The organism is Rufibacter sp. JT20002, assembly GCF_056491185.1.
In genome coordinates this window covers 687,940-700,983 of the sequence record NZ_JBSZJY010000002.1, presented here as the reverse complement: position 1 = coordinate 700,983, position 13,044 = coordinate 687,940, and the positions used below count along the sequence as shown (strand labels likewise).

The following is a 13,044-nucleotide window of genomic DNA, read 5'->3' as shown; positions in this document are numbered from 1 at the left end:
ATGGACGAAATCATAGCATTAGACCAGGCTCTTTTCTTAGAACTGAACAGGCACCATTCTCCTTTCTGGGATGCCGTTATGGTTCTGATTTCCAATAAGTATGTCTGGTTTCCTTTTTACGGAGTGTTGGTTGGGCTTTTTATTTACTTCTATAAGCGGAAAGGCTGGCTTATGGTGCTTTCCTTAGGGGCAAGCGTGGGATTGGCCGATTTCATCTCCTCCGGAATCCTGAAACCAACCGTAGGTCGCCTCCGGCCTTGCCATGACCAGGTGCTGGGAACTACCGTGAACGCAATTGATGGGTGCGGCGGCCAATACGGGTTTGTTTCCTCACATGCGGCTAATGCGTTTGCCGTAGCCATTTTCGTAATCCTGCTACTACCTAAAAACCAACGGGTTTTTAAGTTTTTGTTGGTCCTTTGGGCTGTGGCCATTTCCTACAGCCGGGTTTATTTAGGAGTTCATTATCCCGGAGACATCACCGGCGGCGCTTTAATTGGCATTGCCACTGCCTGGTTGGGCATGTTTTTCTTCAAAAAGGCCTCAGATCGCTTTTCTTTCTGGCAAAAATAAAGCGAAAGCTAGAATTCCTTTTCGGGTCTGATTTCCTAAAACCAGGCCCGAAAAGAAAGGTTATTTCTGTAGGAGTCGAGCCACGTATTTTCCGATGATGTCAAACTCCAGGTTCACCTGGTCTCCTGGCTTCACTGCGTGCAAGTTGGTAAACTCATAGGTGTACGGGATAATTGCCACTGAAAAGAAGTTCTCCCCTGACTCCACTACGGTAAGGCTGATGCCATTCACGCAGATGGACCCTTTCTCTACCGTCACGTTCCCGGCGGCCTGCGGCTGGTAGGAAAACCTGAACAGCCAGCTGCCCCCCTGGTCTTTCACTTCCTCGCAAATGCCTACCTGGTCTACGTGCCCCTGTACAATGTGCCCATCGTAGCGGCTGTTGGCCAAAAGGCATCGCTCCAGGTTGACGGTATCACCCTGTTTCAATTGTCCCAAGTTGGTTCTGGAAAGAGTTTCCGCGATAGCGGTGACTGTATAGGTATTTTCTTCCAAGCCAACCACCGTAAGGCATACGCCGTTATGGGCCACGCTTTGGTCGATCTTCAGTTCATGGGTGAAAGGGCAGGTAAGCGTAAAATGGCGGTTCGTTTGTTCATCTCTGATACCAACTACTTCTGCCTGTGCTTCTATGATTCCTGTGAACATTTTATCTTTGCTTATAAATGAACGGGTCGGTTGGCTAATAATGTATAACGTGCTGAATCTCCAATATGCTTACTGGAAGTTATATTCCTTCTAATAAGCACCTTTCTTATTTTCCTCTTCCCTGGATGATAATCTTAATAGTGTAAAGCAATACCCTGAAATCCATCACCAAGGACATGTTTTCAATGTAGAGGATGTCGTATTTTAGGCGCCTCACCATTTCCTGCACGTTTTGGGCATAACCGAACTTAACCTGACCCAAAGACGTGATTCCTGGCCTTACGCGGTGCAAGTGTTTGTAATGCGGGGCGTGTTGCGTGATCAGGTCAATAAAATATTGTCGTTCGGGGCGAGGGCCTACCAAACTCATTTCCCCTATCAATACATTATAAAACTGCGGAAGTTCGTCTAACCTTACCTTTCTCATAAAGCGGCCCAGTTTGGTTACCCTGGGGTCATCGTCAGAGGATAAAGCCGGTCCTGATTTTTCGGCATCCAGGTACATGCTTCGGAATTTGAGAATATTGAAGGGTTTGCCGTGCTGACCGATGCGCTCCTGCCTGAAGAAAACAGGGCCAGGAGAAGAGGTCTTCACCAAAACAGCCAGCAACGCGTACAGTGGCGACAACAGAACCAGAACCAAGATAGCTGCCGTAAGGTCAAAAAGTCTTTTAAGCAGTTGTTGCCACACAGGCATTAAGTCACGCTTGACTTCTATTAAAGGTGTCCCAAACAAATGCGCCACTTTAACCGAACCCAGCAAGATCTGGTACACATCTGGTAAGATGCTGACCCGTACATCCTCTCCTTCTAAAGAGCTAAGAATCTGCTCAATCAGGCGGTGTTCTGAGGGTTCAATGGCAATGATTACTTCTTGCACTTGATGCTCCCTGATCACTTCAGGTAGTTTGTGAAAGGCACCTAAAGATGGGATATGTTCCTGGAAGGAATGGGGCTGCGAAGGTTGGCTTTGCACAAACCCTAAAATTTTAAAGCCAAGGTGGCGGTTGTTGCTTTTCAGTTCATCATACACTTCCCGGGCATTGCTGCTGGAACCCACCACCACTGTATGGAAGTACACCTGTCCATTATACACCAGTTTTTTCAGGTGACTTAAGACATAAATCTTGATGAAAACAGAAAAGGAAAAATGTAGCAGGAAATAAATGCCGATGGCCTCAAAATACACCTGGTACCTGGCCATTTTGGAGTCTTCCAGAAGAAAGGCAAGATAGATTGCTACGGCGCCACCTAAAGAGACCCCGGCCAGCAGCATCACTTCTCTGAACCTGGAAAGCCGGAAAATGTCACGGTACCTGCCCAGCAAGGCATACAAAATCACCCAGAAAGAAGCAATGATAAAAGACCGAGTCAGGAAGCTTACGTTCAGGAAATCTGATAGGTCAACAAAGGCATAATTGTTTGAAAGATAAAAGACAGACCATGCCAGGAAGGCTGCCAGAAAATCTCCAAGAATTACTTTATAAAGATGATGGTTGCGGGTTAACTGCATGGATGGTTAGGAAAACGGAACATCAGGGGTAGGCTCCATTCTATCACAAAACTACACCAAATTCCAAAAACAGGGAAAAAATTAAAATTGGTAGCATTGTAACCCTATTTGTTATTTTCGCGACTGGGTTCCTTCAGAATTCCTCTTAAAACGTATATAAGTTCTATACCTGCCTCATCTATGCTCATAGACAGTTACCGACATAAAGGAATGCGCAAAAGTCTGGTGCGTATTGTTCAGAAAAAAGGGATCAAAGACGAACGGGTACTGCAGGCGATGGACCAGGTACCAAGGCACTTTTTCTTTGAAAAAGCTTTTCTGGAACAAGCCTACCAAGACAAAGCTTTCCCTATTGGCGAAGGGCAAACGATTTCACAGCCGTACACGGTAGCATACCAGACAGAGTTATTGAAAGTACACCCTACCGACAAAGTGCTGGAGGTAGGCACAGGATCGGGGTACCAATGCAGCATCTTGCTGCAGCTCACCCCTTATGTATATACCATTGAATACAATGAGGTTCTGTTCCATAAGGCAAACAAGCAGTTTAAGCTGATGGGGCTTGCTCCTTACACCTTTCTGGGTGATGGGTCTGAAGGATTGCCTCAACATGCGCCTTTTAATAAAATTCTAGTGACGGCGGGTGCCCCCATCATCCCAAAGACCCTTCTGCGCCAACTTACCTTAGGGGGCAAACTGGTCATCCCGGTTGGTGACACGGGACTTCAAAGGATGCTCCGCATCACTCGGGTGGGCGAAGAGGAATTCACCAAAGAAGAGTTTGACAACTTCAAGTTTGTGCCCCTTTTAGGAAAACAAGGCTGGAAATAGAAGTTGGTTTTAAGCTATTTTACAAATAGTACCTCCTAAACAACTAAAGGAATCCTAAGCCAGGTCAGGCAAAAAAGTAACCTAGCATTAGGCTTTCCGCTGTATCTTTACCCTTTCAATACACTTCTTTTTTATGCGTAAGCAAAAATCTGTAAAAGATTCCTATGTGCGGATGACAGAACTCGTTCTGCCCAATGATACCAATACCCTAAACAACCTCATGGGCGGCAGAATGATGCACTGGATGGACATTGTCTCAGCGATTGCGGCCCAAAAACACTCTAACCGCATTGTAGTTACTGCTTCCGTAGACAATGTTTCTTTCAAAGAAGGCATTAAGCTAGGCAATGTGGTTACCCTTGAGGCCCAGGTGACCCGCTCTTTCAGCTCTTCTATGGAAGTGAACATTGTGGTATGGTCTGAAGACATCCCTTCCGGAACCAAGGTGAAGTCTAACGAAGCGTTTTTCACCTTTGTGGCCGTTGACCAATCGGGCAACCCCATTGATGTGCCCGAGGCGGTTCCAGAAACCGAAGAAGAAGTGAAGCTTTTTGAAGGGGCCCTCCGACGCCGTCAACTGCGCCTGATTCTGGCTGGTAGAATGAAACCTAACGACGCGAACGAACTGAAGGCCATTTTTGACTTAGAAGATTAATTTAGAGCCTCACCTTTTAAGCATTTCTTATGTCTTCTTCCGCCAACGACCTTTTGTTTCTTCAGCAGCTGTACGGGCAGGATACGCTTTATGTCATTCCTGAGCCGGGCAGCGAAGAAGCCATTACCTTCTCAGAAGCCGCAGCGGCTGCACCCACGTCTGCACGAGTAACTCCGACTCTTCCAATAGTTGAATCTAAGGCTCCCGTTGCCCCTGTCGTGGAGGAAGTCCAACCAGCAACTGTGCCCGACCAACCAGAAGATATTCATTGGTTAGGAGAAGCGGTGAAAGGTACCTATCTGCTTTTTGAGGTTTCTGATCAGGTATTCGGGCAATTGCCGCAGCACGTTTTCCTGCAAAAGGTAATGGCAGCTGTGGGGTTAACCACGAACCAAATCAAGTTCGGGAATATGTCTCCCCGCTTGGTGCATGACGTGAAACAGATTGCTGCCCAGAATAAAGCAAAGCACATCATTCTGTTTGGCCAGGGATTACCTGTTGCCAACCTAAACCGGATGGAGTTTTACCGGATGTACAAATTTGCAGAATCACGCTTTGTCTTGGTAGACTCGCTGGAAGACATTGAGAAAAGCGTGGAACTGAAGAAGAAGCTGTGGGATGTGCTGCAGAAAATTTTCCTGCAACAGAATTAATTTACTACCCCAATAACAGAAAAGGCTGCCCAAAGATTTGGGCAGCCTTTTCTGTTATTGGGGTAGTTTAAGAAAACTAAGGTAAAAGCGAGGCAAGTTTCTGCTCTAAAGCAGCCCCTCTCAGGTTCTTAGCAATGATCTTTCCTTCTTTATCCAGGAGCACAGTCTGGGGGATAGCAGTGATACCATAAAGAGCGGCAGCTGAGCTTTCCCATCCTTTCAGGTCAGAAACGTGGGGCCAGGTAAGCTTATCTTTTTCAATGGCATTCAACCATTTGGTTCTGTCCTGGTCCAGGCTCACCCCGAAAATCTCGAAACCTTTGTCTTTGTACTTGTTGTACATGCGCACCACATTCGGGTTTTCCTGACGGCATGGGCCACACCAGCTTGCCCAGAAATCGATAAGCACGTACTTGCCTTTAAGGGAAGACAAGGCCACCTCAGGTCCGGCCGGAGTAGGAAGTTTGATGTCTGGCGCGGCGCTGCCTAGAGCGGTGCTGCGCATCTTGGAAAGACGCTCCTCCAGTGACTTGGTGTATTTTGAGTTCGGCAAGGAGGCCTTGAAAGCCGTGGCCATGCTGTCTACAAAGGTGTAGTGCTCATCCAGGTTAAGGATATTGCCCGCTGTGTATACAGAAACCACAGAAGAAGGGTTAGCTTTCACAAAGGCCTTCAGCTGATTCTGGTTTTCCTGCTGCAAAGCCATGAATTGTTCTTGTAGTCTTTTCACCTCAGTTTGGTTCCCGGCATTGGCTGCCTCCTGGAACTGCTGGTTTAAGGCGGTGGCGTTTTGCTGCATGCCTTGCATAATGGTGTTCAGCTGCTTGATTAGTTCAGAATCTTTGGAACCCGTCACGGTGTAGGTTTGCGCCACCTTTCCTGAATCGGCGGTCACCTCAATGGTTTGGTTGTCTACCACCAGCATGATGCCTTCCTGGTTTTCAAATCCCAGTTTGTAGATGGCGGGTTCTGCCACGGTGCCTTCCATCACAAAGGTTCCGTCTTTGTTGATGGTGGCGGTGTCATAAGGCACAAACGCTTGCTCGCCCAGCTCGTCCAAAAAGACTTTACCAGTGGTCATGTTCGTGATTTTGCCCGAAATACGATAGCTTTTATCGGTGTCCGCGGTGGCAACTCCTTTCTTTTGGCAGGCACCCAGCACCAAAACGGCGGAGGCGGCCAGTAGTATTTGCTTCTTCATCTTTTTATAGAAATGAGCTTATCTATCCAAACTCTCTTTCAACAACTTATTGGCTAATTTAGGATCGGCTTTGCCTTTGGTTTGCTTCATGAGCTCACCCATGAACATGCCTAGCAAGGAAGCTTTTCCGGCTTTGTACTCGGCCACCTTCTGCGGATTTGCCGCCAGCACCTGATCGATAATGCCTTGCAGCGCACCTGCATCTGACTCCTGTACCAGGTTCTGCTCAGTGGCTACTTTTTGCGCCGTTTTTGTTGGGTTTTCAAGCAAATACGGGAAAATCTGTTTTGCAGCTACACTGTGGCTTACCTTGTTGCTGTCCACCAGCTCAATCAGCCCGGCAATTTGCTCCGGCTTCAAGGGGAAGGCGCCTACCGGCAAGGTGAGTTCGTTCAGGTAAGATTTAACGGGACCACTCATCCAGTTGGCAGCAGCTTTGTAGTTTTTGGTGTGCTTGCAGATAGCATCGAAGTACAAAGCGATGTCTTTGTCATCGGTTAGCACCCCTGCATCATAATCAGATAGGCCGTACTCTTGAGTAAAGCGGTTGTACAAGGCTTGTGGCAAGGCAGGCATGCTTTCCTGCACGGCTTGCAACCACTCCTCTGAAATAATAACCGGCGGAAGATCTGGCTCGGGGAAGTAACGGTAGTCGTTCATGGTTTCCTTGGAGCGCATACCCGTAGTAGCCCCGGTGTTGGCATCAAAGTTCCGGGTTTCGGAATCAATGGTGCCGCCATTCTCCAGAATTTCAATCTGGCGGTCAATCTCGTGCTCAATGGCGCGCTGTACATTCCGGAAGGAGTTCATGTTCTTCACCTCCACCTTGGTGCCCCACTTGTCTGCCCCTTTCTTCATGACCGAAATGTTGGCATCACAACGCAGCGAACCTTCTTCCATGTTCCCATCGCAGATTTCCAGGTACTGCACAAGCTTTTTAATCTGGGTCAGGTAGGCATAGGCTTCCTCAGAGTCCCGGATGTCTGGCTCAGAAACAATTTCAATCAAGGGGGTTCCGGCACGGTTCAAATCCACCAACGTCTCAGTCTCCCCAGCCAAGTGCATGGATTTACCAGCATCCTCTTCCATGTGGATACGGGTGATGCCGATGCGTTTTTCGCCTCCTTCCTTGGTTTTGATGTCCAGGTGGCCTTTGGTACAGATAGGCGTCTTGTCTTGGGTGATCTGGTAGCCCTTTGGAAGGTCTGGGTAGAAGTAGTTTTTACGGGCGTAGTAGTTGTTGCGCGTGATCTGGCAATCGGTAGCTAATCCCATTTTCATGGCCATCTCCACCACTTTCTTGTTCACGCGCGGCAACGTACCCGGATGCCCCAAGGTAATCACACTTAAATTGGTATTCGGCAGCATGCCGTACTCAGTGGAGTCTGAGGAATACGCTTTGCTTTCGGTTAACAATTGGGCGTGTACCTCCAGACCGATAATTGCTTGGTATTGGGAACGGATTTCTTCGTTCATTTTTTAGTAGCACGTATTACGCAGCACGTAACACGATTTCTGTTTTAGGTCTATTTTCTTGAATACCACTTATAAGCGGTAGTGCATCTAATTCTTTCTTTGTTTAAGGCCTGCTTTGGGTTAAACAAGCCTTGAACAGAAGATGTTTACGACAATAGCGATTCAGCCTTTGAAAGAGCTGCTTCTAAGCCGGCTACTTCCTTACCTCCGGCCGTAGCATAGAACGGCTGTCCGCCACCGCCGCCTTTAATCTCTTTGGCCAGTTCTTTCACCATCTGTACGGCGTTTAAACCTTTACCGGAAACCACTTCATCAGAAAGCATTACTGCTAACTGTGGCTTGCCTTCCACATCGGCGGCCAAGACTAGCACCAGGTTGTCTACCACGTTCCGCAGATCGAAGGCTAGTTTTTTCAGGTAATCAGCGGAGCTCACTTCCACGCGGGCGGCCAGGAAGTTAACCCCATCAAGTTGGCGCACCTGAGAGGCAAGCTTCTCTTTTTGGGCTGTCACCTGCTTTAACTCAAATGCTTCTAGTTGCTTGCGCAGGTTGGCGTTTTCGTCCTGAAGTTTTTCAATGGCCTTGCCGAAGTCTTTCTGAACCCCTAACGCTTGTTTTACTTCCTCAAACTGGGTGATCTGCTCATCCACAAATTGCTCTGCCACATCTGCAGTTACGGCTTCAATCCGGCGAACCCCGGCGGCTACTGAGCTTTCGCTTACTATTTTGAAAAAGCCGATGTTACCGGTGTTACCTACGTGGGTACCACCGCAAAGCTCTATGGAGTAGTCTTTGTTAAAAGTAATCACGCGCACGAAGTCGCCGTACTTTTCACCGAACAAAGCCGTGGCACCAAAAGCCTTCGCCTCTTCTATAGGCACGTTGCGGCGCTCGTCTTTCTCTATAGACTCCCGGATACGCTCGTTCACAATCTGCTCTACTTCGCGCAGCTGCTCTTCTGTCACTTTAGTAAAGTGGGAGAAGTCAAAACGCAGCAACTTATCGCTTACCAAAGAGCCCTTTTGGTTTACGTGATCACCCAACACCTGCTTCAAGGCTGCATGTAATAAGTGCGTAGCCGAGTGGTTCTTCTGAATCAACGCCCGACGTTTGCTGTCTATTTTAGCGGTAACAGGAGCCTCCAGATCTTTTGGCAACTCAGAGGTGATGTGCAGGATAAGATCGTTTTCCTTTTTGGTGTCCAACACTTTCACCTTGCCCGAGGCAGATTCCAAAACACCGGTATCGCCTACCTGTCCACCGCTCTCGGCGTAAAAAGGCGTGCGGTCCAGTACCACATGAAATTCCTTTTTGTTTTTGGCCGTCACCTGACGGTAACGCACCACACGGGCTTCTACCTGTTCGGCGTCATACGCTACCCATTCCGTTTCAACGTCAGGTTGCAGCACCACCCAGTCGCCTTGCTCGGTTTGCGCCGCGTTACGGGAACGGTTTTTCTGCTGTTCCATTTCTGCGGTGAAGCCAGCCTCATCAATAGTGAAGCCGTTTTCTTTGGCAATCAAGGCCGTAAGGTCTAGCGGGAAGCCGAACGTGTCATATAATTCAAAGGCGGTTTTCCCGTCAATGGTATTGCCGTTTTCTTTGATGTTCTCTTGTAGCGAATCCAACCGCTTTAAACCGTTCTCCAACGTGCGCAGGAAGGCATTTTCTTCTTCCTCAATCACGCGCTGTACAAAGGCTTGCTGCGCTTTCAGTTCTGGGAACACGGTGGCCAGCTGGTCAGCCAAAACCGGAACTATGGTGTTCAGGAAAGGCTTTTTGAAGTTCAGGTACGTAAACGAGTAACGCACTGCACGGCGCAGAATACGACGAATCACATAACCTGCCTTGTTGTTAGAAGGTAATTGACCATCGGCAATGGTAAAGGAAATCGCCCGAATGTGGTCAGCGATAACCCGAATAGCAATGTCGGTTTTCTCGTTCTCGCCATACGTCACACCTGCTTCTTTGGCAATGAACTGGATGAGTGGCTGGAAAACATCAGTATCGTAGTTCGATTGTTTGCCCTGGATGGCCATGCACAAACGCTCGAAGCCCATACCCGTATCTACGTGTTGCGCAGGGAGTTTCACCAAAGAGCTATCGGCTAATCGGTTGAACTCCATGAATACGTTGTTCCAGATTTCCACCACTTGCGGGTGGTCATTGTTCACCAAGTCTTTACCAGGGATTTTGGCTACTTCCTCGTCAGAACGCAGGTCCACGTGAATCTCGGAGCAAGGCCCGCACGGACCTGTGTCGCCCATTTCCCAGAAGTTATCCTTCTTGTTTCCCATCAAGATCCGGTCTTCCGAGATCATCGTCTTCCAGATATTGAACGCGTCCTGGTCCATGGGAAGGTTTTCAGATGCATCACCTTGGAAAACGGAAACATACAACCTGTCTTTAGGCAGTTTGTAAACTTCGGTGAGGAGTTCCCAAGACCATTCCAGTGCCTCTTTCTTGAAATAATCGCCAAAAGACCAGTTTCCCAGCATCTCAAACATGGTGTGGTGGTAGGTGTCATAGCCTACTTCCTCCAGGTCGTTGTGCTTTCCAGAAACCCGCAAACACTTCTGCGTATCGGCTACCCGGGCAAAAGGCGCGGGCTTGTTGCCCAGGAAATAGTCCTTAAAAGGCGCCATTCCTGAGTTGATGAACATAAGCGTAGGATCGTCTTTTACCACAATAGGGGCAGACGGCACAATCTGGTGGCCTTTAGAGGCGAAGAAATCGAGGAACTTCTGACGTATCTCAGCGGAGGTCATGTATCTAAATAATTGCTTTCTAAACTTAGGCGCAAGGGCTTGTAAATGCGAAAGAAAAAGCGAATTTTTGCCGTTCCAGCACGCACCACGCCGTCTGCAAAAGTAAGCTTTTTTAGCATATTGCGGTGGTAACGGGTGGGTTTTCGCTCTGTTTTTCAGAAAACAAGCTTAAAAAGAGTTCTGAGTTCTGAGTCTTGAGTCCTGAGTCGGTTCAAGAATTTTCCAGACTCAGAACTCAGAACTCAAGACTCAGAACTAGCAAAAAAGTGCCTTACAAAGAACGAGATATAGAAAAGCAGTATTACAGCATTGGGGAAGTGGCAGCCATGTTTGAGGTGGCCCCCTCTCTGATACGCTTTTGGGAAACAGAATTTGACATTCTCAAACCCAAGAAAAACAAAAAGGGAAACCGGCTTTTTTCTCCAAAAGATATTGAAAACCTGCGCTTTGTATACCACCTGGTAAAGGAACGCGGCTACACCATCCAAGGCGCCCGCGAAATGCTGAAGACCCGCGGCGTGCAAGCCAGGGAGAAGTTTGAGATGATCCAGAGCCTGGAGAAGGTAAAGGAATTCTTGATCAGCATCAAGTCACAATTGCCTTAAAAGAGGGGTTCTAATCTTGCAGTTACTAGGCATAACAAGTTTAAAAAGAGCCGTATAAGCAAGACGCAGAACTCAGAATCAACACCCCGTGTCGCACGATCTCCTGTACCAAGTAGCCCTGCCGCTTATTCCCGGAGTTGCCGGGGTAACTTCGCGCGCGCTCCTAAGTTACTGCGGATCGGCGGAGGCGGTCTTTTCCTCTTCCAAGGAGCGATTGGTCAAGGTAGCGGGGGTGGGCACTATCCTTGCGGATAAGATTCACTCCAACCGATCTGCGGCTCTGAAAGAAGCCGAAAACATTCTGAAGCGGGCCGAGAAAGAACAAGTTAAAATCCTGTTCTACAATTCACCTGAGTTTCCTAACCGGCTAAAGAACCTACCCGATGCCCCACTCCTGCTGTATTACAAAGGAAACGCGGACTTGAACGCCACTAAGGTGGTCAGTATTGTGGGCACTCGGGTTTGCACTGATTACGGGAGAGCCGTGACCGAGCAGCTAATTCAGGCTTTGGTGAAACACGAAGTGCTGGTCGTTAGCGGACTGGCGTACGGCATCGATATCGCCGCGCACCGGGCGGCTTTAAAGGTGGGCCTCCACACCGTGGGTGTAATGGGTACCGGCATTGACTTGGTGTACCCAAGTGTTCACAGAACGGAAGCCAACAAGATGTTGGAGCAGGGAGGCTTGTTAACCGAGTTCCCCTTTGGGACGGCTCCTGACGCACCACGTTTTCCGGCCAGAAACCGCATTATTGCCGGTATGGCAGACTGCACCATTGTGGTAGAATCCACCGCAAAAGGTGGCTCTCTTATTTCTGCGGATATTGCCCACAGCTATGACCGGGAAGTAATGGCAGTACCTGGCCCTATCACCTCTCCTACCTCACAAGGCTGCAACCACCTCATCAAGACCTTAAAGGCGGTGCCCTATACCCAACCCAAAGACTTAGAGGAACTGTTGAACTGGGACAAAGCCTTGTCACCGGCTAAAGTACAAAGCAGTCCTGCCGAAGATTACCTCGGGTTTTCAGAAGAAGAGCGGAAAGTGTTGAAGTCATTGAAGGAAGCAGGGCCGTTGCATATTGATGTGCTGAGTAGGCATACCCAACTCTCCATGAATCAACTCTCCACGGTGCTGCTTACTCTGGAGTTCAGTAGCCGAATCAAGAGCTTGCCTGGTAAACAATTTGCCTTGATTTAAGCTCTTTTCAGCAAACCAGGCAAAAAGCCCTTAAACTTATAATTAAGTGTTCCTACTTTATAACGGCCAAATTATTCCAGAAGAGAAACTACATCTTCCCCTTTCAAATCGGGGGTTCCAATACAATGATGGTTTCTTTGAAACGATCATACTAGAGGAAGGCGCTTTGCGGTTTTGGCCAGAACACAAAGAACGCATAGCTGAAGCAACCTCTATTTTAGGGTTTCAATTACCTGAAGAACTCTTAACTGGTTCTTTTCCAGACTTGGTTTTGCAACTAGCCGACCTGAACCATTGTAGAGCTTTGGCCCGCATTAAACTGAAGGTCTGGCGTGCGGGTGCTGGGTTGTATACACCCCAAACAGATCAGGTTGATTGGCTTGTTTCAGCGCAACCGGCACAAAGCCCTTCAACTGCTCCAATCAAAGTGGGAATTTGCCAAAGCGTGAAGACCATTCCCTCGGTTTTCTCTTCTTTCAAAGGTGTTAATTCACCGGTGTACGTTCTGGCCAGCCGCGAAAAAGAGGCCCGAAAAATGGATGACCTTCTTCTACTTGACCCTTTCAACAACCTGGCAGAGTTAACGTTTTCCAACCTTTTCTGGATCAAGGACGAGGTTCTGTTTACTCCAGCTTTACAGACGGGCTGTCTTAACGGAATCATGCGCCGAAAGCTTCTTCAATGGGCAAGAAGCAAAGGCTTACAGGTACAAGAGGGTTTATTTTCCCCAAGTGACCTTGCCGGTGCTACCGTAGTTTTTGCCGGGAATGTAACTGGTTTACGGGTGATTACTGAAATAGAAAACCAAAAAGTAAGTAGTCAACCCTCCCGTATCCAAGAAATTCAAAGAGAAATATTCCACGCTTAATCAAGCTTCTCCTTTTTACCTCTTTTTCTAAATCCCGGTTTAAAACGGATAA

Annotated in this window: 12 protein-coding genes; 7 read left to right on the top strand and 5 right to left on the bottom strand. The window is 48.1% G+C overall.

The genetic code is table 11. The features are described from left to right. A complete protein-coding gene (locus tag ACW9SV_RS12425; protein ID WP_479557088.1) occupies positions 1-573 on the top strand; it encodes a phosphatase PAP2 family protein in 573 nt (190 codons plus the stop codon). 60 nt (positions 574-633) lie between these two features. On the opposite strand, the gene ACW9SV_RS12420 is transcribed toward ACW9SV_RS12425, so the two are convergent. Together ACW9SV_RS12420 and ACW9SV_RS12415 are read right to left on the bottom strand one after the other, a co-directional pair. Then, on the bottom strand, positions 634-1,221 hold the full coding sequence (locus tag ACW9SV_RS12420) for a riboflavin synthase (protein ID WP_479557087.1): 588 nt from the start codon (positions 1,219-1,221) through the stop codon (positions 634-636). 106 nt (positions 1,222-1,327) lie between these two features. After that, positions 1,328-2,734, bottom strand: a complete 1,407-nt coding sequence (locus tag ACW9SV_RS12415; protein WP_479557086.1) for a sugar transferase — start codon at positions 2,732-2,734, stop codon at positions 1,328-1,330. A 210-nt stretch (positions 2,735-2,944) separates the two neighbouring features. Here ACW9SV_RS12415 and ACW9SV_RS12410 point away from each other — a divergent pair, with 210 nt between their 5' ends. From ACW9SV_RS12410 to ACW9SV_RS12400, 3 genes are all read left to right on the top strand, one after another. Next, positions 2,945-3,565, top strand: a complete 621-nt coding sequence (locus ACW9SV_RS12410) for a protein-L-isoaspartate(D-aspartate) O-methyltransferase (RefSeq protein ID WP_479557085.1) — start codon at positions 2,945-2,947, stop codon at positions 3,563-3,565. 133 nt (positions 3,566-3,698) lie between these two features. Continuing rightward, on the top strand, positions 3,699-4,220 hold the full coding sequence (locus ACW9SV_RS12405; protein WP_479557084.1) for an acyl-CoA thioesterase: 522 nt from the start codon (positions 3,699-3,701) through the stop codon (positions 4,218-4,220). Positions 4,221-4,249: 29 nt separating this feature from the next. Next, complete coding sequence (locus tag ACW9SV_RS12400) at positions 4,250-4,873, top strand: hypothetical protein (RefSeq protein WP_479557083.1); 624 nt, start codon at positions 4,250-4,252, stop codon at positions 4,871-4,873. A gap of 76 nt (positions 4,874-4,949) precedes the next feature. On the opposite strand, the gene ACW9SV_RS12395 is transcribed toward ACW9SV_RS12400, so the two are convergent. The 3 genes from ACW9SV_RS12395 to alaS all read right to left on the bottom strand — a co-directional run bounded on the left by ACW9SV_RS12395 (position 4,950) and on the right by alaS (position 10,318). Beyond that, positions 4,950-6,074, bottom strand: a complete 1,125-nt coding sequence (locus ACW9SV_RS12395) for a redoxin family protein (protein ID WP_479557082.1) — start codon at positions 6,072-6,074, stop codon at positions 4,950-4,952. An 18-nt stretch (positions 6,075-6,092) separates the two neighbouring features. Further along, entirely contained in the window at positions 6,093-7,550 is a 1,458-nt protein-coding gene (gene gatB / locus ACW9SV_RS12390; RefSeq protein WP_479557081.1) for an Asp-tRNA(Asn)/Glu-tRNA(Gln) amidotransferase subunit GatB, read from the bottom strand. Positions 7,551-7,696: 146 nt separating this feature from the next. Next, complete coding sequence (gene alaS / locus ACW9SV_RS12385; RefSeq protein ID WP_479557080.1) at positions 7,697-10,318, bottom strand: alanine--tRNA ligase; 2,622 nt, start codon at positions 10,316-10,318, stop codon at positions 7,697-7,699. Positions 10,319-10,584: 266 nt separating this feature from the next. On the opposite strand from alaS, the gene ACW9SV_RS12380 reads away from it, so the two are divergent. The 3 genes from ACW9SV_RS12380 (at position 10,585) to ACW9SV_RS12370 (ending at position 12,992) form a co-directional block, all read left to right on the top strand. Then, the gene (locus tag ACW9SV_RS12380; RefSeq protein ID WP_186640576.1) at positions 10,585-10,923 is read left to right on the top strand and encodes a MerR family transcriptional regulator; all 339 of its coding nucleotides are present in this window, start codon (positions 10,585-10,587) and stop codon (positions 10,921-10,923) included. A gap of 88 nt (positions 10,924-11,011) precedes the next feature. Continuing rightward, positions 11,012-12,124 carry a DNA-processing protein DprA gene (gene dprA / locus ACW9SV_RS12375; RefSeq protein ID WP_479557079.1) on the top strand — a complete coding sequence of 371 codons (1,113 nt, stop codon included), beginning with the start codon at positions 11,012-11,014 and terminating at the stop codon, positions 12,122-12,124. Positions 12,125-12,170: 46 nt separating this feature from the next. Further along, a complete protein-coding gene (locus ACW9SV_RS12370; RefSeq protein ID WP_479557078.1) occupies positions 12,171-12,992 on the top strand; it encodes an aminotransferase class IV in 822 nt (273 codons plus the stop codon). Positions 12,993-13,044 lie beyond the last annotated feature (52 nt).

What these genes read in the sequence shown, in the direction of transcription:
- ACW9SV_RS12395 (WP_479557082.1), bottom strand. Translation starts at nt 6,074, where the DNA reads ATGAAGAAGCAAATACTACTGGCCGCCTCCGCCGTTTTGGTGCTGGGT.
- alaS (WP_479557080.1), bottom strand. Translation starts at nt 10,318, where the DNA reads ATGACCTCCGCTGAGATACGTCAGAAGTTCCTCGATTTCTTCGCCTCT.
- ACW9SV_RS12420 (WP_479557087.1), bottom strand. Translation starts at nt 1,221, where the DNA reads ATGTTCACAGGAATCATAGAAGCACAGGCAGAAGTAGTTGGTATCAGA.
- gatB (WP_479557081.1), bottom strand. Translation starts at nt 7,550, where the DNA reads ATGAACGAAGAAATCCGTTCCCAATACCAAGCAATTATCGGTCTGGAG.
- ACW9SV_RS12400 (WP_479557083.1), top strand. Translation starts at nt 4,250, where the DNA reads ATGTCTTCTTCCGCCAACGACCTTTTGTTTCTTCAGCAGCTGTACGGG.
- ACW9SV_RS12405 (WP_479557084.1), top strand. Translation starts at nt 3,699, where the DNA reads ATGCGTAAGCAAAAATCTGTAAAAGATTCCTATGTGCGGATGACAGAA.
- ACW9SV_RS12410 (WP_479557085.1), top strand. Translation starts at nt 2,945, where the DNA reads ATGCGCAAAAGTCTGGTGCGTATTGTTCAGAAAAAAGGGATCAAAGAC.
- ACW9SV_RS12415 (WP_479557086.1), bottom strand. Translation starts at nt 2,734, where the DNA reads ATGCAGTTAACCCGCAACCATCATCTTTATAAAGTAATTCTTGGAGAT.
- ACW9SV_RS12425 (WP_479557088.1), top strand. Translation starts at nt 1, where the DNA reads ATGGACGAAATCATAGCATTAGACCAGGCTCTTTTCTTAGAACTGAAC.